This is a genomic window from Halomonas sp. TA22 (genome assembly GCF_013009075.1).
Classification (GTDB): Bacteria; Pseudomonadota; Gammaproteobacteria; order Pseudomonadales; family Halomonadaceae; genus TA22.
On the sequence record NZ_CP053108.1, the window covers coordinates 3,433,007 to 3,451,487 of the forward strand.

The following is an 18,481-nucleotide window of genomic DNA, read 5'->3' on the forward strand; positions in this document are numbered from 1 at the left end:
ATACCCAGAGGTAGATGCCATGACTCAATCCCTGGCCCTCTTGTTCCCCGGGCAGGGCTCCCAGCATATCGGTATGATGCGGGAGCTGGCCGAACGCTACAGTGTAGTGCGTACCACCTTCGAAGAAGCCTCGGGAGCGCTTGGCTACGACCTTTGGCATGTGGTTCAGGAGGGACCTGAAGAGGTGCTCAACGCCACGGCCTGCACGCAGCCAGCGCTGCTTACCTCGAGTGTCGCCATCTGGCGCGTCTGGCAGGAGCTGGAAGGACCTCGTCCCGCAGTCATGGCCGGCCATAGCCTGGGCGAATATAGCGCCATGGTATGCGCTGGCGTATTGTCCTTCGCCGAGGGAGTGCAATTGGTCAAACTGCGCGGAGAGGCGATGCAGGAGGCGGTGCCGGCGGGTAGTGGGGCGATGGCCGCGATATTGGGTCTTGAAGACGAGGCCGTGGAGCACGCCTGTGCTCAGGCCGCAGGGGATGAAGTGGTGTCGGCGGTCAACTATAATGCCCCTGGCCAAGTCGTCATCGCAGGCAGTGCGGCGGCTGTCGAACGGGCCATCGTTCGCTGTCAGGAGGCGGGGGCCAAGCGTGCGCTTCCCCTGCCGGTGTCGGTGCCCTCGCACTGTGCATTGATGAGACCCGCTGCGGAGCGTTTGGCACAGGCACTTGACGCGATAGAGCTGCGTGCGCCACGTTACACCGTGTTGCAAAATGTCGACGCCATGGCGCACGCCGATATCGCTACCCTACGTACGCGCCTGGTCGAGCAGCTCTACCAGCCGGTGCGCTGGACATCGTGTGTCGAAGCGATGATCGAACAGGGGGCTGAGGTCTTTATCGAGTGCGGCCCCGGCAAGGTGCTGACTGGCCTTAACAAGCGTATTGCTCGTGGTTCAAAGGGGCTCGCGGTCAACGACCCGGACAGCTTGGTGGCCGCACTGGAGTTGGCAAGAGAGTCCTGAGTCTGCGTTGCTCAGAGACGACCGGTATGACGATTCATCGAGAGATGCTATGACGAGCGAAGCGAGAGTGGCGCTGGTGACAGGCGCCAGCCGAGGTATTGGTCGCGCCATCGCCCATGAGTTGGGGCGCCAAGGGCGTGTGGTTATCGGTACCGCCACCAGTGAAGAGGGCGCTGCCCGTATCGATGCCGACTTCAAGGCGCAGGGTATTCAGGGGACTGGTCGTTGTCTGGATGCCACCGACCAGAGCAGTGTCGAGGCGCTGGTCAAGTCGGTCGGCGATGAGTTCGGCCCGGTCACGATCCTGGTCAACAATGCCGGGATTACCCGCGATAACCTGCTGATGCGCATGAAGGAAGAGGAGTGGGATGCGGTACTCGACACCAACCTCAAGTCCGTTTACCGTGTCACCAAAGCCTGTCTGCGGGGCATGACCAAGGAGCGCTTCGGACGTATCGTGAGTATCAGCTCGGTAGTGGCGACCATGGGCAATCTCGGGCAGAGCAACTATGCTGCGGCCAAGGCCGGCATGGAGGGCTTTTCACGAGCGCTGGCACGCGAGGTGGCGTCGCGCAATATTACCGTCAATGCGGTCGCGCCGGGCTTTATCGCCACCGACATGACCGAGGCACTACCCGAAGCCCAGCACGAGGCGCTACTGAAACAAATCCCGCTTGCACGACTTGGTAAGCCGGAAGAGATCGCTGCGGTGGTCGGTTTCCTGACCAGCGATGCGGCGGGCTACATTACTGGTGAAACCCTGCAGGTCAACGGTGGCATGAATATGCGCTGACGCCGCATGCCGTCGCTTATGTTGCGTCGGCATGGGGTGGTCTATAAACTACCCCGCAGCTTTTGGGCTAGCGGATTTCGAACGGCTATTTTGAACGATTGGAGTGACCACATAATGAGCACTATCGAAGAGCGCGTGAAGAAAGTGGTAGCGGAGCGTCTGAACGTCAAGGAAGAGGATATTCAGAACACATCTTCCTTCACCGAAGACCTTGGCGCCGATTCTCTGGATACCGTCGAGCTGGTGATGGCGCTCGAAGAGGAGTTCGATACTGAAATCCCCGACGAAGAAGCGGAGAAGATCACTACCGTTCAAGAAGCGATCGACTACGTCAACGCTCATCAGTAATGCGTGACGTGACGCATGCGGTGCTGAATTAGACACCCATGCATTAGTACGAAAAGGAGCCGCTCTGGTAACAGAGCGGCTCCTTTTTTTTGTTGTATGTCATCTGTGTGTCGACGGCGAAAGGGGCGCCCAATGCTGGCGCACATGAGCAATGTGTTCAGGTATAATGCGCGCAAATGCGGCGCGCGCGAGATCGAGCGTAGCCGTGCCATCAGGTAGTCGGGAGGAGAGCTGATGCCTCGTAAAAGGGTCGTGGTGACCGGACTTGGTCTGGTGACGCCGGTGGGTAACACTGTCAAGGAGAGTTGGGACAGTATCCTGGCGGGCAAGAGCGGCATTACCAGTATCGAACACTTCGATGCCAGTGGATTCAATACGCGGTTTGGCGGCTCGGTGAAGGGCTTCGATATCAGCCCTTACCTGAACCCCAAGGAAGCGCGCAAGATGGATCTGTTCATCCAGTACGGTATGGCTGCCGGCGCCCAGGCAATGGAGGACTCGGGGCTCGAGTGCACCGAGGCGAACGCCGACCGGATCGGGGTGGCCATCGGTTCCGGCATCGGAGGCTTGCCGATGATCGAGCAAAACCACAACGCCATGAACAAGGGCGGCGTGCGGCGCATTTCGCCGTTCTTCGTGCCTGGTTCGATCATCAACATGATCTCCGGCAACTTGGCCATTCAACACGGTTTCCGTGGCCCCAATATCGCGATTACCACTGCCTGCACCACCGGCACCCACAATATCGGCTACAGTGCCCGTACCATTGCCTACGGTGACGCCGACGTCATGCTGTGTGGCGGTGCTGAAATGGCCACTACACCGCTGGGTCTTGGCGGATTTTCGGCGGCGCGGGCACTGTCGACGCGCAATGACGACCCACAGGCGGCCAGCCGTCCCTGGGACCGCGATCGTGACGGCTTCGTGCTCTCTGACGGTGCCGGCGTGATGGTGCTCGAAGAGTATGAGCATGCCAAGGCGCGTGGCGCCAACATCTATGCCGAGCTGGTCGGTTTCGGCATGAGTGATGATGCCTACCACATGACGGCGCCGCCGGAAGATGGGCGCGGCGCTGCACTCGCCATGAGCAACGCCATTCGCGATGCCGGTATCGACACCACGCGCATTCACTACATCAATGCCCATGGCACCTCCACGCCTGCCGGCGACCTGGCCGAGAGCCGCGCCATCGAGCGGGTCATGGGTGGCAGCGCCAAGCAGGTGGCGGTGAGCTCCACCAAATCGATGATCGGTCACTTGCTCGGGGCAGCCGGGGCCGTGGAGGCGATCTTCAGCGTACTGGCAATTCGCGATCAAGTGGCGCCTCCCACCATCAACCTGGATGCGCCTCAGGAGGGGTGTAACCTCGACTACGTGCCGCACACTGCGCGGCCGATGAAGATCGAGGCGGCACTCTCCAACTCCTTCGGGTTCGGTGGCACCAATGGATCGCTGATCTTCGCCCGGGTTTAATCCATGTCGTCAAGCTCACCGGAAGCCAGTACCACCGTGCCGATCGATGACCGTGGCCTGGCTTATGGCGATGGCCTGTTCGAGACGGTGCTGGTACGTGACGGGGTGGCCGTGCTATGGGAGGAGCACCTCGCGCGGCTTGCGCGTGGCGCCGAACGGCTTGGTATACCGCTGCCTTCCCGCGAGCGACTCGACGCGCTACCCGGTCAGGGCGGCTCTGGGCTGGTATCGCTCAAACTGATACTCACCCGGGGCAGCGGGGGGCGAGGCTATCTTCCCCCTGACGCTGGCGAGCCACGGCTGGGCTGGCAATTCGCGCCCTTTCTTCCAAGCGAGCAACGCTGGCGGGAGGGTGTCACGGTGCGTCTCTGTCGGCTAGCGCTGTCGATTCAGCCGGTTCTGGCCGGGCTCAAGCATCTCAATCGGCTCGAGAACGTGCTGGCCCGGCAGGAGTGGCGCGATACCGCCATTGCCGAAGGCTTGCTATGCGACACGCAGGGCCGGTTGATCGAGGCGACCTGCATGAACCTGTTCTGGTCTTGCGAAGGGCGACTGGAAACGCCGCGTCTCGATGGCTGCGGCGTTGCAGGAACGCTGCGCCAGGCACTGATGGCGCGCTTGCCCATCGAAGAAGTGGAGGTGGGCGCTGAGGTACTCGAACGTGCCGAGGCGGTGTGGCTGGGCAATTCGCTGCAGGGGCTGTGGCCGGTGATTGAGCTTGTCGAAAGCGAGGGCAGGCCCCGGCGCTGCTGGCAAATCGGTACGCTCCATCGCGATCTGCAGCATATTGCTCAGCCGCTGCTGGGATACCCTGCGCCGATGCAAATGACCGAGCAAGAATGACCGAGGTGGCGCAATGCGCGTAGTGAAAGTCCTGTTGATTTTGATCCTTCTTGCCGCGCTGGGTGCATGGGGGGGGTATCGTTACTGGGAGTCGCGATTCGATGCGCCGATTGTCCTTGACGAAGTGACCCTCTACGAGGTGCCGCGCGGCGCTGGATACAACCGGGTGGTGAGTGACCTGGCAAGCCGCGGGATCATTGCCGACGACTGGGCCTTCCGTGCCCTGACGCGGCTCGAACCGGAATCCATCCCGCGGTTGCGGGCTGGCGAGTACATGCTCGAGCCCGATATGAGTGGCCGCGAGCTGCTCGCACTGTTGGGCAGTGACAAGGTGGTCACCTATCCACTGACTTTTCCCGAGGGCTGGACGTTTCGCCAGATGCGCACGCTGCTGGCAGCGGCACCCAAGCTCGAACAGCGTACTGCGGATCTCAGTGACGAGGAGGTGATGACGCTGCTGGGTAGCGAAGGGGAATATCCTGAAGGGTGGTTCTTTCCCGATACCTACCGGTATCACAAGGGGGTGAGCGACCTGGAGATCCTGCGCCAGGCGCATCGGCGTATGCAGGTGACGCTTGACGAGGTGTGGGCCGAGCGCGACGACGACCTGACCATCGAGACGCCCTACGAAGCGTTGATCATGGCATCGCTGATCGAGCGCGAGACCGGCGCGCCCGAGGAGCGCCGCGAGATCGCCGGCGTCTTCAAGCGGCGCATGGAAACCGGCATGCGCCTGCAGACCGACCCCACCGTGATCTATGGCATGGGCGAGCGCTACGAAGGGCGCATCACGCGTGCCGATCTGCAAGAAGCCACGCCCTACAACACCTACGTCATTCCCGGTATGCCACCCACGCCGATCGCCATGCCGGGGCGGGCATCGCTCGAGGCGGCGGTCAATCCCCTGCCGGGAGATACGTACTATTTCGTATCGCGTGGCGATGGTACTCACCACTTTTCGCGTACCCTACGTGAGCACAACAACGCCGTGAATCGCTACATTCGCAACCGCTAACCCAGAATGGCAGCCGGGAGAGAGATGATAAGTCGAGGACGCTTCATTACCCTGGAGGGGGGCGAGGGGGTAGGCAAGAGCACCAACCTGGGGTGGGTCTGCGACTGGTTGACGGCGCGCGGCATCGAGGTCGTGTCGAGTCGCGAGCCGGGAGGAACGCCACGCGCCGAGGCGATTCGTGAACTGCTGCTCGATCCCGCCTGCGAAGAGCCCCTCGATGCCACCGCCGAGCTACTGCTGATATTCGCCGCCCGCGCCCAGCATCTGGCCCAGAAGATCCGTCCAGCCCTGGAGCGAGGGGTCTGGGTGGTGTGCGATCGCTTCACCGATGCCACCTTCGCCTATCAGGGCGGCGGCCGCGGTCTCGATACCGACCATATCGCCACGCTGGAACGGCTGGTGCAACAACAGCTGAGCCCGGACTTGACCCTGCTGCTGGATATGCCAGTAGATGCGGCCCAGATACGCCTGGCGGCGCGCCTCGACCATCGGGGAGAACGGCTCGATCGCTTCGAGCGTGAGCGTGGCGAGTTCTTCCAGGCAGTGCGCGCCGCCTATCTGGCCCGCGCCCAGAGCGATCCGGCGCGTGTAGCGGTGATCGACGCCAGCGGCAGTCTGGAAGCGGTTCAGGCCCAACTGGGCGCACGCCTGGCCGAGCAGGTCGCCTCATGGCGGTGAACATGGCATCGCCACTGCCCTGGCAAACACGCCAGTGGCAACGGCTCGTCGAGCAGCAGACGTCGGGGCGGCTGCCCCATGCCCTGCTGATCTCGGGGGCGCATGGGATCGGCAAGCAGGAGCTTGCCGAGGCGCTGATCGCCCGCAGCCTGTGCCAGACGCCGGGCGATACCGCCTGTGGCCAGTGTCACAGCTGTGCCATGCTCGCCTCGGGCTATCATCCCGATCTGCTGCGTGTCTCGCCCGCCGAGAAGAGCCGTCAAATCCGTATCGATCCGATCCGCGAGGTCAATGCCTTCGTCACCCAGACGGCCCAGCAGGGGGGGGCGCGGGTGATCGTGCTGCAGCCTGCCGAGGCGATGAACGTGGCTGCGTCCAACGCGCTGCTCAAGAGTCTCGAGGAGCCGGGAGACAATACGCTATTCCTGCTGCTCTCTGATACGCCATCACGAGTGCTGGCCACCATTCGCTCGCGCTGTCAGCACTGGAGCCTTGCCCTACCCCCTGCCGCTGAGAGCGAAGCCTGGCTCGCTACGTACCTGCCAGACAGCGACGAGGCGACTTTCTGGCTCAAGGTGGCCGGCGGGTTGCCGCTACTGGCGCGTGAACTGGCCAATGCCGACGCGCGCGCCTTGCGTCAGGAGCTTCACGAGCTGTTCGACGCCCTGGTACGGGGGGCCGAGCCGGTGGCCGAAGCCGCCCGCCTGAATGGCCATTCGGTGGAAACCATCCTATGGTACGGTATTGCCTGGCTCGAGGATCTGATCCGACTGGGCCTCTCGGGCGATACCCAGCGCCTGCGCAACCCTGATCTGATGCCGCTGTATCGGCAGGCGGTCAAGAACGGTCGTGCGCATGACTGGTTCCGGCTGCTCGACTACGCCCGTGAGCAGCGTCGTCTACTTGCAGTCGGCGGCAATCCCAACCCTCAGTTGGTACTCGAAGCCTGGTTGATACGCTGGTCGGCACTGCTCAGATCCTGAAGTAGGATCGTGCCAACAACCAGAGGCACATCACTGTCTCATACCTGCCCAGGAGCGCATCATGGCCGGACAGAAAGCGTTGTCATTGAAAATCGATAGTGCCGCCACGCTGCTATCGGCCTACATGCCCTCGCTCGAGCGCGGAGGAATCTTCGTGCCGACCCGCGAGCCCTATCAGCTAGGGCAGGAGGTATTCGTGCTGCTGACATTGCCGGGGGAGAGCGAGCGGCTACCGGTGACCGGTCAGGTGGTATGGATTTCGCCTCCCGGCGTTTCCGGGCGGCGCATGCCGGGCATCGGCATCCATTTTCGTGCCGAGGATGAGGCCGTGCGTGATCGTATCGAAACGCACCTGGCCGGTCAGCTGGACAAGGGCGTGCCCACCTTTACCCTTTAGGCAGCGTCAGGTAGCCCGCTTCGCCAAGGCTGCAAGACGCTGGCGAGAGGGCTTGAGGCCCGCTTCGTCGGCAGGCCAGGGTAGCCACAGCCGGGGCACCATGTAGCCTGGCAGCGTCTCACGCAGCCATGCCTCGAGTTCTCGGCCGGAGAGCGGTTCGCGGTGCCAGGCGATGAACGCCGCCGGGCGCTCTCCCCACTGCTGGTCGGCAACGGCGACCACGATCGTCTGGAGCACGGCTGGATGATCGACCAATCGCTGTTCGATGAGCTCCGGTTGGACATTCTCGCCTCCCGAAACGAACATATTGTCGAGACGCCCCTCCACCACCAGCTCGCCTTGCATGTTGATGTGCCCCTTGTCGCGGGTATGAAACCAGCCCTGTTCATCAAGTGCACTTACCAATCGCGCTTCATGTAGGTAGCCGGCGAATAGAGTCTCGCCACGGACGCAGATCTCGCCCTGCTCGATCTTTACCTGGCGGCCCGGCAGAGGCGTTCCCACCACGCCCGGGGCGGTCGGTGTGCCGGTGCAGACCTGGCTGCTCATTTCAGAAAGACCATAGCTCACCTTGGGTGTCAGCCCCAACTTGCGAACTCGCTCCACCAAGGGGGCGGGGATGGCCGCGCCTCCCAAGAGCAGTTCGCGTAGTTGCGTACGGCCAGGGTCCCACCCCTCGGCAAGCAATCGCCAGAGCTGCGTGGGTACCAGTGAAAGGTGGGTAATGGCGTCGCGCTCCAGACGCTGTTTCAATGGCGTGGCACGGTCATCCAGCACCAGTGTCGCGCCTGCCAGAAATACCCGAAAGGGGATGGCATATCCGCCGACATGGAACAGCGGCAGTGAGAGCAGCCAGGCACTGTCGCGATCGAGTGGGATCAGCGTGGCGGAGCCACGAGCCGAGGCGAGATGGTTGGCGAGTCGGTGGGCTACTGCCTTGGGGGCGCCGCTGGACCCCGAGGTCAGGATCAGGTTGCTGATTCTCTCGGGATGCCACGGCGCGTCATCTTGGCTATCGCAGGCAGAGTCGAAGTCGACAGTCAGCCTTTGCCACGGGCCGGGAGGTACCGGCTGCATCGAATGGAAGGCCTCGACCTCGACTTTGGCGGCAAGTGACGCCTGTCTGGCCGTTGGAAAGGCGGGGTTGAGCGGGCACAACACAATACCGTTGCGCAGGCAGGCCCAGGCCAGCAGGACATCCTCAACGGCGCCACTGATCACGGCCGCAAGACGATCGCCGTCCTTGAGTCCGGCGCCGGTCAACTGGCGTTGCACACCATTGATGCGCCTGTCGAGGTCTGCATAGCTGAGCGTGCCTTGCGGGCCTCGCATCGCCTGCTGGGCTGGCGCCAGCGTCGCCCAATAACGAACCGGGCAGGATGTGATCGTTTCACTAATCATGCGAGCTTCCTTCCGTGCAGCTGGAGTAAAGAAGCGTGAGTCGTTCGAGGTCGAGCCTGCCGTGCTCGTCGAAGATATCCTGGGCGAGCCAGGGCGCGGTACCGAGCCCCGGCGCCTGGCCCGGCGCCCATTGAGCCGCGAGACGAGCCAGTTGGCCCCGGCCGAGCTTCGACTCGAAGCAGGAGGAGACCACCAGCTGAAGTCCGAACACTTTTGCCTGGGTGACCAGCGCCTGGCAGCGAGCAAGAGAGCCGATCAGCATCGGCTTGAGCACCAGTGCCTTGAGCTGGGGGATTGGCCGCCAGGCCTTGTCCTGGGCCAGGGTTTCATCAAGGGCGACCGGCATACCGCTTGCGCCGGCGACATGAGCCGTATCGGCAAAGGAGGTGCAGGGCTCTTCCAGGTACTCGATGGCGCTGACCATCGCACGCTGGCAGAAGCGCAAGGCCTCTTCACGGCTCCAGCCCTGGTTGGCATCCAATATCAGCCTGAGCGAAGGGTAGCGTGCATGGAGCCTGGCAATCAGGCGCAGCTCCTCCTCCATTGGATAGCGGGCGACCTTGAGCTTGGCCTTGAGCGTATCGCGAGAGAGCTCTTGCGCGGCCTGCTGGATCACCTCATCCGGCGTGCCTTGCAGCAGGGGATAAGGAAGAGACGGAGGGGTGTCCAGCCTAGGCCAGCAGTAGCGTGCGCAATCGAGCCCGAACTGCACCGAGGGCAGAGACGTGGTCGGTTCGCGATCCTCCGCCAACTGGCCAAGGCAGGCGCGAACGTCATGTTCAGCCTCTGCCAGCGTCTCGCCAGAGAAGCCTGGCAGGGGGGCAATTTCTCCCCAACCATCAGCGATGCGCACCAGCAGCCCCTCACGCTCCATCTGCCATTGGCCCTGAAGCTGCATGGGCTGGATCAGGGGCAGCCGATAGCTATAGAGGGCAGCAGCCATCACGGGTTGCGCTTGTAGCGCGAAAAATCGGGGCGGCGCTTCTCATTGAAGGCATTGCGTCCCTCCTGCCCCTCTTCGGTCATGTAGAATAGCATCGTGGCATTGCCCGCCAGCTCCTGCAGCCCCGCTTGACCATCGCAATCGGCGTTGAGCGCTGCCTTCAGACAGCGCAGCGCCATCGGGCTGTGCTGCAGCATTTCACGACACCAGCGCACACTCTCACGCTCGAGTTCAGCCAGGGGAACGACGCTATTGACCAGGCCCATTTTCAGGGCCTGGTGCGCATCGTACTGACGGCACAGGAACCAGATCTCGCGGGCCTTCTTTTGACCGACGATGCGGGCCATGTAGGCAGCACCCCAGCCTCCGTCGAAGGAGCCGACCTTGGGCCCGGTCTGGCCGAAGATGGCGTTGTCGGCGGCAATGGTGAGATCGCACATCATATGTAGCACATGGCCGCCGCCGATCGCGTAACCGGCGACCATGGCCACGATCGGCTTCGGGCAGGTGCGGATATCGCGCTGGAAGTCGAGCACATTGAGGTGATGTATGCCCTCGTCATCCTGATAGCCACCATAGTCGCCACGAATGCGCTGGTCACCGCCGGCGCAGAACGCCTTGTCGCCGGCACCGGTGAGAATGATGGTACCGATCCGCTCATCGTAGCGGGCATCGGTCAGCGCCTGGAGCATCTCCTTGACGGTGCGCGGACGAAAGGCATTGCGCACCTGGGGGCGGTTGATAGTGATCTTGGCAATGCCATCGGTGGCCTTGTGGTAGAGGATGTCCTCGTATCCCGCCGAATGGTTTTGCCATTCCACGGGGGTATAGAGTTCCGCCTCACTCAACGCTTCTATCATGTCTACTCCGTTCATTCTGAATGTCGGTAAGGTGGAGCCACTCGCGCAGTACTTGGGTAAACCGTTCGGGCTGGCTTGCATGCAGATTATGTCCCCCCTCCAGGGTCCAGTGGCGTATCGTGTCGCCAAGCAAGTCGACTCGCTGCGCGAGTTGCTGGAATTTATGGTCGCGATGCCCGGTGACATAGCCTACCGGTAGTGTCGTCCGGGCCAGCCAGGCGCTGAGGTCCGGCTGGTGGCCAAGGGAGGTGGCGCGCAGCATGAATGCCACTGCTTGCGGGTCATTGTCCAGGCGTTGCTTTATCAGCTGCTCCCGTGCGATAGGGCCGAGGTCGGCGAATACCGGCTGTCGATACCAGTCGGCCAGTGTCTCGGCAAGAGGTGCCTGTTCGAAGCACTTTGCCCAACTCTCGTCATGCGCAAGGCGCTGTGCCCGCTCGAAACGCGGCAGGCCGGGATGACTGCTTTCGAGCAACACGCCTTCAAGGCCCTCGGGGCGACGGCTGGCGTGGTAGAGCGCGAGTCGCCCGCCGAGCGAGTAACCCACCAGACGATAGCGGGTAACGCCACGTCGCATGAGTTCCTTGCACAGCCAGTGATGGGCCTCGCCGAAGCAGGTGATGCGCAGTGCCTTTTGCTTCCCATGTCCCGGCAGATCCAGGGCATGGCACTCGCGCTCGGACAGGCTCGCCATGACGCTCTGCCACTCTTCTCGATCGCCCAGGAGTCCATGCAGAAAGACGAGGGGAGTCGGACCTCTATCGGGCATGGGTGATCGTGTCCTTGAGTCTTGCAAGATCTTCGCTTATCTGCTCGCTGGGCAGCCGCACCTCGATCAGGGTAACGCCCCCCTCCAGGGCCTTCAGGTAGCCCTCATCGAACTCGGCAAGGCTGCTCGGAGCAACGTACTTAAGACCGAACATCGCCGCGGCATGCGCGAAATCCAATCCATGTGGAAGGCGGTAGTACTTATCGAGCAGGTTGTTGTCGCTGGGTACCGGCAATAAGCGAAAGATGCTGCCGCCATCGTTGTTGAGCAGGATCACCACCAGGGGAGCCTGCGCCTTGCGCAGCAGTGCCAGGCTATTGAGGTCATGCAGGGCACTCAGATCGCCGAGCAGTAGGGTGGTGGGCTCGCGACGCGTCGCGGCCAAGCCGCATGCCGTGGCGATCAGGCCATCGATCCCGGACGCGCCCCGGTTGAGCATGACCCGGCTGGGCCCCCGTCCGGTGCTTCCCAGCATATCCATCAGGCGTGCGGGTAGGCTGTTGCCGACCATGAGCTGGCCTATGATCAGATGGTTCAGGCGGTGGCAGACACCAAGCTCCGAGAGCTCTTGGCAGGCTTTCTCGATCGCCAGGCTGGTCCGGGCATGCAGCTCGGTAAGCCGATGCCAAGGGGTGTGCTCGCGCTCAGCGAGATTGGCCGAAGCGAAGTCGCTGGCTTGAGCCACCAGCCGCCGCCGAACTCGGTAGTCGGGATCGTGCCGGGCGGGGGAGGGATCGACAAGCCAGTAATCGTGCCACGGATGGGTTGCGATAAAGGCAGCGAGCCGCTTGGAGATGACTCTTGCGCCGAACTGGAGCAGTACCTCGGCGCGGGCAAGCTCGGAGGTAAACGCGACGTCGAGCAGGGCGAGATCGGTATGCAGTAGCGTGCCGGCATCGAATCGCAGCTGACTCTGCAGGTCTGCAATCAAGGGCCAGCCGAGGCGTTCGGCAAGTTGCGCCACCCTGTGCGCCTCTTGCGGAGTATCGATACGCCCGGCCACGATCAGGCCGCGCCGCGCCCGAAAGTCCGTCCAATCCGGCTGAGTCGAGCAGGAGCGGTGCGGAATCTCCCATGGTGACCAGGGCTGCGCGCTGGTTGGCCAGTCACCCAGGGGGCGCAAGTAGTCGCTGGTGTCGGCCCTCTGTGCCCCAGGGTAGAGCGGTTCGGAGTAACGGCAGTTCACGTGAATCGGGCCCGGGGTGTGACGCTGGGTGGCCAGCGCCTGATCGATGACGCTCAGCACGAAGGCGGCGGGAATTGCCGGGGTGGGGCTTGGTAGGTTTCGCTCGAAAACCGCATAGCGGCCAAAGAAGCCCTCCTGGTCGATGGCCTGGTTGCTGCCGTTGTCGATCGCCTCGATCGGCCGATCCGCCGTCAATAGAATCAAGGGAATGTCGTTCAGCCGTGCTTCGACGACTGAGGGGTAGAGGTTGGCCAGCGCCGTGCCCGAGGTGGTGATGAGCGCGACGGGGCGGCCACTGCCGATGGCGATGCCGAGTGCCATGAAGCCTAGCCCGCGCTCATCGAAGTGAACATGACGCCTGAAACCTGAGTGGGTAGCGGCGGACATGGTCAGTGGTGATGAGCGCGAGCCGGGCGCCAGAACGATGTCACGCACCCCGTGACGGTACAGCTCCTCTAGGATGAGGGCAGACCAGACATGGTTGAAGGTGGCATGGTTGAACGGAAACATGGCACTCCTGAGGGTGGCTCCTGACAGTGATTGAGTGTGTCACAGGACCCCGAAGGCGAAGCCAATCAGCGCCACTGCGCTGAGCAGGGCAGCTCCCCCATACATCAGCCGCTTGTTCACGTGATCATTGCCCAGCTTGAGATCATGCATGCCATGACGGATACGGTGCGCTGCATGAAATAGGGGCAGACAGACGACTGCACCAATGAATATCAGCCCTGGCAAACTGAACGTCAGCGACTGGGCGCGTGCGTAGCTCAGCGCGTCGGGTGACAGCAGTCCGCTCGGTATCAGGAGTGCGATGAACAGGATCGCGGCTGGCACGAAAATGGCAAAGCAGACCCCCCCGGCACTGAACATGGCCCACCAAAGCGGCTCGTCGATCGCCTTGCCACCCTTGAACGGTTGCTTGTTCATGACGCTCCCCCCCCAAAGACCCAGGCAAACAATATCAGAACGGCGACGACGCCCAGCCACTGTCCCGCGATCATCCAACTGGCGTGAATGGCGCGCTCGCCGAGCCTGACGGGCATGACGCGTGGAAAGAGTTGGAAGAACGTCCAGGCGTGAAACAGGCTGGCGGCGAACGCCAGCAGGTGGATTCCCATTACCAGAGGGTGTTGCATGAATTGCAGCCAGCCCTGCCAGCTTTCGGGTCCCTGCAGCAGGCTGAACAGCCCCGCTATCAGCGAGAGGACGAAAAATACCAATGGCACCACCGTCGCCTCCCGAGCCATGTAGGCCATGAAGAAGCGATGCTTCAACCACCAGTTGCGTTTCAGCTCGGGTAAATACCCCATCTGCTTGGCCATGCTATCCCCCTAGCCCTTGAAGAGCGCGATCAATGTGCTTTTGGCCGACTCGACCTTACCCTGATTGACCGCCGCCGCCGGGTCCACATGCTTTGGGCAGACTTCCGAGCAGAAGCCAACGAAGGTGCAGCTCCAGACCCCGTCATGGGTATTGAGCACTTTCATGCGCTGCGCCTTGCCTTGATCGCGGCTGTCCAGGTTATAGCGGTGCGCCAGAGCCAGGGCCGCAGGGCCGAGAAACTCGGGATTGAGCCCGAACTGTGGGCAGGCGGAGTAGCAGAGGCCGCAATTGATGCAATTGGAAAACTGCTTGTACTTGGCCAGTTGCGCCGGCGTCTGCTTGAAGGTGTCGTCGCTCTCACCCTCTTTCTCTTGCGAATCGTTGATCAGGTAGGGCTGCACCGCCGAGAGATGTTCGAGAAACAGCGTCATGTCGACGATGAGGTCCTTCTGCACCGGGAAGTGGGCCAGAGCCTCGATCTTCAGATCTCCGGCGTACTCACGCACGAAGGTCTTGCAGCCCAGCTTGGGGATGCCATTCACCATCACCCCACAGGAGCCGCAGATCGCCATGCGGCACGACCAGCGATAGCTCAGCGTGCCATCCAGCTCCTCCTTGACGTAATTCAGCGCATCGAGCAGCGATGTGCCGTCATCGAAGGGGACGTCATAATCCTGCCAGAACGGAGCCTCGCCCTGCTCGGGCAGGTAGCGTTGGATAGTGAGCTTTTTGGTGGTCATTTCTGCGCTCCTTTCGCCGCATCGCCATAGGCCCGCTCGGCGGGGGCGGAAAAGCGAATATCGACCTCCTGCCAGTGCAATTGCGCGGGTCCCTCGCTGCTTGAGAAGACCAGGCTATGCTTCAGGAAGTTGACGTCGTCACGCGTCTGCATGCCCTCATCGAGGCGTTGATGGGCGCCGCGGGACTCCTTGCGCTCAAGCGCTGCCAGACAGCTCGCCTCAGCGATATCCAGGCCAAAGCCCAGCTCGAGACACTGCAGTAGGTCGGTATTGTAGGCTTGGCTGCGATCCTGTAGCCGGACATTACGATAACGCGCCTGCAGCTCGCGGATCGTCTGTAACGTCGTCTGCATGGCGTCGGCTTCACGATAGATACCGCAGCCGCTATCCATGCTCTGCACCAGCTCGCGCTTGAGCTCAGCCCAGCTCTCATCACCACTGGCATCGCACAGTTGAGACAACTTGTCGGCTTGCGCCTGGGGCTGTTGCTGCAGGATGGCAAGATCGCTGAAAGCGACCTCGCTCGCCCGACGACTCGCCTGTTCACCTGCCAGACGCCCGAACACCAGCAGCTCGGTCAGGGAGTTGGAGCCGAGGCGGTTGGCACCGTGCAGCCCGACCGAGGCGCACTCGCCTGCGGCATACAGGCCCTTGATGCGCGTCTCGCACTGAGCGTCGGTCTCGATGCCGCCCATGGTGTAGTGCACCGCCGGACGAATCGGGATTGGCTCGTTCACCGGATCGACATTGACATAGGACTTGGCCAGCTCGCAGATGAAGGGCAGGCGCTCATGCAGATAAGCCTGGCCCAGGTGGCGCAGATCGAGGAAGACCACGTCGCTGTCTGCGTATTTGCCAGTACGTCCTGCCTTCTGCTCCTGCCAGAATGCCTGGGAGAGCTTGTCGCGGGGGCCGAGTTCCATGTACTTGTTCTGCGGCTCGCCCAGCGGGGTTTCCGGTCCCAGGCCGTAATCCTGCAGATAGCGATAGCCGTTCTTGTTCAATAGCACCCCGCCTTCGCCCCGGCACGCCTCGGTGATCAGGATGCCCGAGCCGGGCAGCCCGGTCGGGTGATACTGGACGAACTCCATGTCGCGCAGGGCTACCCCATGGCGATAGGCGATGGCCATGCCGTCGCCGGTGACGATGCCCGCATTGGTATTGAATCGAAACAGACGTCCCGCCCCGCCAGTAGCCAGAATCACCGACTTGGCGCGCAGAAGAGTCAGCGCGCCTGTCGCCACTTCCAAGGCAATGACACCTGCCACGGCATCGTCGACGACTGCGATGTCGATGACGAAGTACTCATCCAGGCGCTCGATTTCGGGATACTTCAGCGAGGTCTGAAACAGGGTGTGCAGCATGTGAAAGCCGGTCTTGTCGGCGGCAAACCAGGTACGCGCGGTTTTCATGCCCCCGAAGCGACGCACCTGGATGGAGCCATCCGGCTGACGGCTCCATGGACACCCCCAGCGCTCCATCTGCACCAGCTCTCGATGGGCGTGTTTCACGAAGTAGTCGACCACGCCCTGCTCGGCCAGCCAGTCGCTACCGGCCACGGTATCGTCGAAATGGGCTTGCAGCGTATCCTCGGGGCTGGTCACGGCCGCGGCTCCCCCCTCCGCCGCTACCGTATGAGAACGCATGGGATAGACTTTTGACAGTAGCGCGATGCGTTGTGGGTTACCCTGTTGCTTGGCACTTTCGGCGGCGGCAATCGCGGCGCGCAACCCGGCGCCGCCTCCGCCCACGATGACGATATCAAAGTCCTGATGGCACATGATCTCTCTCACCAGTGTAGTAACATTAAGCAACAGTCCCGAACGCCGCGAGCGAACTTCATCCTTGCCATTTCAACAATATGTGATGAATGGGCAAAAGGCCATGTCGGTATGGCGCGGTCGCTCACTATAACCTTTCATTAGATGTCAAAAATATGGCAAATGATGACAGTGATGGATATGCCCGTGTGTTCAATGAATTCTGTGGCTGACAACTATTCCGCATGGCCCTTGAAATGAGTTTGACATAGCCAAGAGGCGGCCACCATGTACTCAACGACAATAAGTACGGAAATTTGCCTTGCAGCAAGATTTTTTCAAATAAAGGCGAGCGCGCTTTGCCGGTAGCGGCCCACATGGCTAGGATGATTAGTAACCGCTGTTGGAAGAGTGAACAGCTCTTTACATTCTTGTGGCGCCGATCCATCTGCCTGTTAAGGGAGGAGCGGGGGCGAGGGACGACGCGGCGGCGTGAAGCTTCTTCCTATAACGACTCTTTCGCTGCAAAAGTGGAAACGTAAAAATGAACTCTCTACTGAAGCTGCTTTCACCTCTCATGGTGGCCTTCGTCGTGGCGATACTGCCGGTGCCCGATGGTCTGCCGCCCCATGCATGGTACTTCTTCGCCATCTTCCTCGGCTGTGTCGTTGGGTTGATCCTCGAACCGTTGCCGGGGGCCGTGATTGGCTTGATGGGTGTCACCTTGATCGCCTTGCTGTCGCCCTGGGTGCTCTACTCCCCCGAGCAGTTGGCGGCCCCAGGGTTCAATGCGGCCAACAGCGCTTTCTCATGGGCCGTGTCGGGGTTCACCAACGCCACCGTATGGTTGATCTTCGGTGCCTTCATGTTCGCTCTGGGCTACGAGAAGACCGGGCTTGGACGGCGCATTGCACTGTGGCTGGTCAAGACAATGGGGCGGCGGACGCTGACGCTGGGGTATGCGGTGATGATCGCCGATACCATCCTGGCGCCCTTCACTCCGTCCAATACCGCGCGTAGTGCCGGCACCATCTATCCAGTACTGCGCAACCTGCCTGGCCTATACGACTCGCATCCGAACGATCCCAGCATGAAGCGCATGGGTAGTTTTCTGATGTGGACCGCCATCGCCTCCACTTGCGTGACCAGTTCGTTGTTCCTGACCGCCTTGGCGCCCAACCTGCTCGCCATCGCACTAACCGAGACCGCTACAGGGATTCGCATCGGCTGGGGCGAGTGGTTCATGGCGGTGGCACCGGTGGGTATCCTGCTGCTCCTGGTCGTGCCGCTGCTCTGCTACTGGCTGTGCCCGCCGGAAGTGAAGTCAGGCAGCGCGGTCTCCGACTGGGCGATGGGAGAGCTCGAGACACTGGGCAGGTTGACCCGCAATGAGATGCTGCTGGTCGGCCTGGTGGTCATGGCACTGCTGCTGTGGATATTCGCAGGCGATGTAATCTCGGCCTCACTGGTGGGGCTCATCGTGATCTGTGCAATGCTGCTGTTCGGCATCATCACCTGGAATGATATTCTCGATAATCGTGCCGCCTGGAACACCTTTGTGTGGTTCGCGACCCTCGTCGCGCTGGCCGGCGGGCTCAGTCAGGTCGGTTTCGTCGGCTGGTTCGGCAGTGTGGTGGGGGCGCGCATCAGCCACTTCGATCCGCTGATCGCGATGATTGCGCTGACCGCGATCTTCTATCTGCTGCATTACTTCTTTGCCAGTGTCACTGCCCATGTCACGGCACTGCTGCCGGTGATGCTGGCGGCGGCCTCGGGGATCGTGGGGCTCGACATGCATATGTTCGTGCTCATGCTGCTGCCGACTCTCGGTTTCATGGGTATCCTCACCCCGTATGGCACTGGACCGAGTCCCGTCTACTACGGTAGCGGCTACCTGCCCGGGCCGCTGTGGTGGCGCCTTGGGGCCATCTTCGGCCTGCTGTTCCTGATCGTCTGGCTGGGTGTGGGCGTGCCCTGGTTACTGCTCATCCTGTAAGTATTCTTA

At 61.9% G+C, this 18,481-nt stretch carries 19 protein-coding genes; 10 read left to right on the forward strand and 9 right to left on the reverse strand.

Annotated features, from left to right (window positions below):
- Positions 1-19 precede the first annotated feature (19 nt).
- The 9 genes from fabD (at position 20) to HJD22_RS16330 (ending at position 7,494) form a co-directional block, all read left to right on the forward strand.
- On the forward strand, positions 20-964 hold the full coding sequence (fabD, locus tag HJD22_RS16290) for an ACP S-malonyltransferase (RefSeq protein ID WP_208656123.1): 945 nt from the start codon (positions 20-22) through the stop codon (positions 962-964).
- A 49-nt stretch (positions 965-1,013) separates the two neighbouring features.
- Positions 1,014-1,757, forward strand: coding sequence for a 3-oxoacyl-ACP reductase FabG (gene fabG / locus HJD22_RS16295; RefSeq protein WP_208656122.1), 744 nt, complete (start codon positions 1,014-1,016; stop codon positions 1,755-1,757).
- A 114-nt stretch (positions 1,758-1,871) separates the two neighbouring features.
- Complete coding sequence (gene acpP / locus HJD22_RS16300) at positions 1,872-2,105, forward strand: acyl carrier protein (protein WP_016414620.1); 234 nt, start codon at positions 1,872-1,874, stop codon at positions 2,103-2,105.
- A 234-nt stretch (positions 2,106-2,339) separates the two neighbouring features.
- Positions 2,340-3,578, forward strand: a complete 1,239-nt coding sequence (gene fabF, locus HJD22_RS16305) for a beta-ketoacyl-ACP synthase II (protein ID WP_208656121.1) — start codon at positions 2,340-2,342, stop codon at positions 3,576-3,578.
- A gap of 3 nt (positions 3,579-3,581) precedes the next feature.
- On the forward strand, positions 3,582-4,421 hold the full coding sequence (gene pabC, locus HJD22_RS16310; protein ID WP_208656120.1) for an aminodeoxychorismate lyase: 840 nt from the start codon (positions 3,582-3,584) through the stop codon (positions 4,419-4,421).
- Between the two features lie 13 nt (positions 4,422-4,434).
- Positions 4,435-5,436, forward strand: coding sequence for an endolytic transglycosylase MltG (mltG, locus tag HJD22_RS16315; RefSeq protein ID WP_208656119.1), 1,002 nt, complete (start codon positions 4,435-4,437; stop codon positions 5,434-5,436).
- Positions 5,437-5,460: 24 nt separating this feature from the next.
- Positions 5,461-6,114, forward strand: coding sequence for a dTMP kinase (tmk, locus tag HJD22_RS16320; protein WP_208656118.1), 654 nt, complete (start codon positions 5,461-5,463; stop codon positions 6,112-6,114).
- 2 nt (positions 6,115-6,116) lie between these two features.
- On the forward strand, positions 6,117-7,097 hold the full coding sequence (locus HJD22_RS16325) for a DNA polymerase III subunit delta' (protein WP_248730293.1): 981 nt from the start codon (positions 6,117-6,119) through the stop codon (positions 7,095-7,097).
- Between the two features lie 61 nt (positions 7,098-7,158).
- Positions 7,159-7,494, forward strand: coding sequence for a PilZ domain-containing protein (locus HJD22_RS16330; RefSeq protein ID WP_208656116.1), 336 nt, complete (start codon positions 7,159-7,161; stop codon positions 7,492-7,494).
- Between the two features lie 6 nt (positions 7,495-7,500).
- Here the strand turns inward: HJD22_RS16330 and menE are convergent, their stop codons facing one another.
- The 9 genes from menE to frdA are packed head-to-tail and all read right to left on the reverse strand — an operon-like array spanning position 7,501 to position 16,497.
- Positions 7,501-8,895 (reverse strand): o-succinylbenzoate--CoA ligase, encoded by a 1,395-nt coding sequence (gene menE / locus HJD22_RS16335; RefSeq protein WP_208656115.1) that lies wholly within the window; start codon positions 8,893-8,895, stop codon positions 7,501-7,503.
- A complete protein-coding gene (gene menC / locus HJD22_RS16340; protein WP_208656928.1) occupies positions 8,888-9,838 on the reverse strand; it encodes an o-succinylbenzoate synthase in 951 nt (316 codons plus the stop codon). The genes menE and menC overlap by 8 nt, the downstream gene beginning before the upstream one ends.
- On the reverse strand, positions 9,838-10,698 hold the full coding sequence (gene menB / locus HJD22_RS16345) for a 1,4-dihydroxy-2-naphthoyl-CoA synthase (protein WP_208656114.1): 861 nt from the start codon (positions 10,696-10,698) through the stop codon (positions 9,838-9,840). The genes menC and menB overlap by 1 nt, the downstream gene beginning before the upstream one ends.
- The gene (menH, locus tag HJD22_RS16350; RefSeq protein WP_208656113.1) at positions 10,679-11,467 is read right to left on the reverse strand and encodes a 2-succinyl-6-hydroxy-2,4-cyclohexadiene-1-carboxylate synthase; all 789 of its coding nucleotides are present in this window, start codon (positions 11,465-11,467) and stop codon (positions 10,679-10,681) included. Before menH ends, menB begins: the two co-directional genes overlap by 20 nt.
- Entirely contained in the window at positions 11,457-13,163 is a 1,707-nt protein-coding gene (gene menD / locus HJD22_RS16355) for a 2-succinyl-5-enolpyruvyl-6-hydroxy-3-cyclohexene-1-carboxylic-acid synthase (RefSeq protein ID WP_208656112.1), read from the reverse strand. The genes menH and menD overlap by 11 nt, the downstream gene beginning before the upstream one ends.
- A gap of 39 nt (positions 13,164-13,202) precedes the next feature.
- Positions 13,203-13,580, reverse strand: a complete 378-nt coding sequence (gene frdD / locus HJD22_RS16360; protein WP_208656111.1) for a fumarate reductase subunit FrdD — start codon at positions 13,578-13,580, stop codon at positions 13,203-13,205.
- Positions 13,577-13,975, reverse strand: coding sequence for a fumarate reductase subunit C (locus HJD22_RS16365; protein ID WP_217267778.1), 399 nt, complete (start codon positions 13,973-13,975; stop codon positions 13,577-13,579). The genes frdD and HJD22_RS16365 overlap by 4 nt, the downstream gene beginning before the upstream one ends.
- Positions 13,976-13,984: 9 nt before the next feature.
- A complete protein-coding gene (locus HJD22_RS16370) occupies positions 13,985-14,716 on the reverse strand; it encodes a succinate dehydrogenase/fumarate reductase iron-sulfur subunit (protein WP_208656110.1) in 732 nt (243 codons plus the stop codon).
- On the reverse strand, positions 14,713-16,497 hold the full coding sequence (frdA, locus tag HJD22_RS16375) for a fumarate reductase (quinol) flavoprotein subunit (RefSeq protein ID WP_208656109.1): 1,785 nt from the start codon (positions 16,495-16,497) through the stop codon (positions 14,713-14,715). Before frdA ends, HJD22_RS16370 begins: the two co-directional genes overlap by 4 nt.
- A gap of 523 nt (positions 16,498-17,020) precedes the next feature.
- On the opposite strand from frdA, the gene HJD22_RS16380 reads away from it, so the two are divergent.
- Complete coding sequence (locus tag HJD22_RS16380) at positions 17,021-18,472, forward strand: anion permease (RefSeq protein WP_208656108.1); 1,452 nt, start codon at positions 17,021-17,023, stop codon at positions 18,470-18,472.
- Positions 18,473-18,481: the final 9 nt, after the last annotated feature.

Coding starts and splice junctions, on each gene's coding strand:
- fabD (WP_208656123.1), top strand. CDS start 20: ATGACTCAATCCCTGGCCCTCTTGTTCCCCGGGCAGGGCTCCCAGCAT.
- fabG (WP_208656122.1), top strand. CDS start 1,014: ATGACGAGCGAAGCGAGAGTGGCGCTGGTGACAGGCGCCAGCCGAGGT.
- acpP (WP_016414620.1), top strand. CDS start 1,872: ATGAGCACTATCGAAGAGCGCGTGAAGAAAGTGGTAGCGGAGCGTCTG.
- fabF (WP_208656121.1), top strand. CDS start 2,340: ATGCCTCGTAAAAGGGTCGTGGTGACCGGACTTGGTCTGGTGACGCCG.
- pabC (WP_208656120.1), top strand. CDS start 3,582: ATGTCGTCAAGCTCACCGGAAGCCAGTACCACCGTGCCGATCGATGAC.
- mltG (WP_208656119.1), top strand. CDS start 4,435: ATGCGCGTAGTGAAAGTCCTGTTGATTTTGATCCTTCTTGCCGCGCTG.
- tmk (WP_208656118.1), top strand. CDS start 5,461: ATGATAAGTCGAGGACGCTTCATTACCCTGGAGGGGGGCGAGGGGGTA.
- HJD22_RS16325 (WP_248730293.1), top strand. CDS start 6,117: ATGGCATCGCCACTGCCCTGGCAAACACGCCAGTGGCAACGGCTCGTC.
- HJD22_RS16330 (WP_208656116.1), top strand. CDS start 7,159: ATGGCCGGACAGAAAGCGTTGTCATTGAAAATCGATAGTGCCGCCACG.
- menE (WP_208656115.1), bottom strand. CDS start 8,895: ATGATTAGTGAAACGATCACATCCTGCCCGGTTCGTTATTGGGCGACG.
- menC (WP_208656928.1), bottom strand. CDS start 9,838: ATGGCTGCTGCCCTCTATAGCTATCGGCTGCCCCTGATCCAGCCCATG.
- menB (WP_208656114.1), bottom strand. CDS start 10,698: ATGATAGAAGCGTTGAGTGAGGCGGAACTCTATACCCCCGTGGAATGG.
- menH (WP_208656113.1), bottom strand. CDS start 11,467: ATGCCCGATAGAGGTCCGACTCCCCTCGTCTTTCTGCATGGACTCCTG.
- menD (WP_208656112.1), bottom strand. CDS start 13,163: ATGTTTCCGTTCAACCATGCCACCTTCAACCATGTCTGGTCTGCCCTC.
- frdD (WP_208656111.1), bottom strand. CDS start 13,580: ATGAACAAGCAACCGTTCAAGGGTGGCAAGGCGATCGACGAGCCGCTT.
- HJD22_RS16365 (WP_217267778.1), bottom strand. CDS start 13,975: ATGGCCAAGCAGATGGGGTATTTACCCGAGCTGAAACGCAACTGGTGG.
- HJD22_RS16370 (WP_208656110.1), bottom strand. CDS start 14,716: ATGACCACCAAAAAGCTCACTATCCAACGCTACCTGCCCGAGCAGGGC.
- frdA (WP_208656109.1), bottom strand. CDS start 16,497: ATGTGCCATCAGGACTTTGATATCGTCATCGTGGGCGGAGGCGGCGCC.
- HJD22_RS16380 (WP_208656108.1), top strand. CDS start 17,021: ATGAACTCTCTACTGAAGCTGCTTTCACCTCTCATGGTGGCCTTCGTC.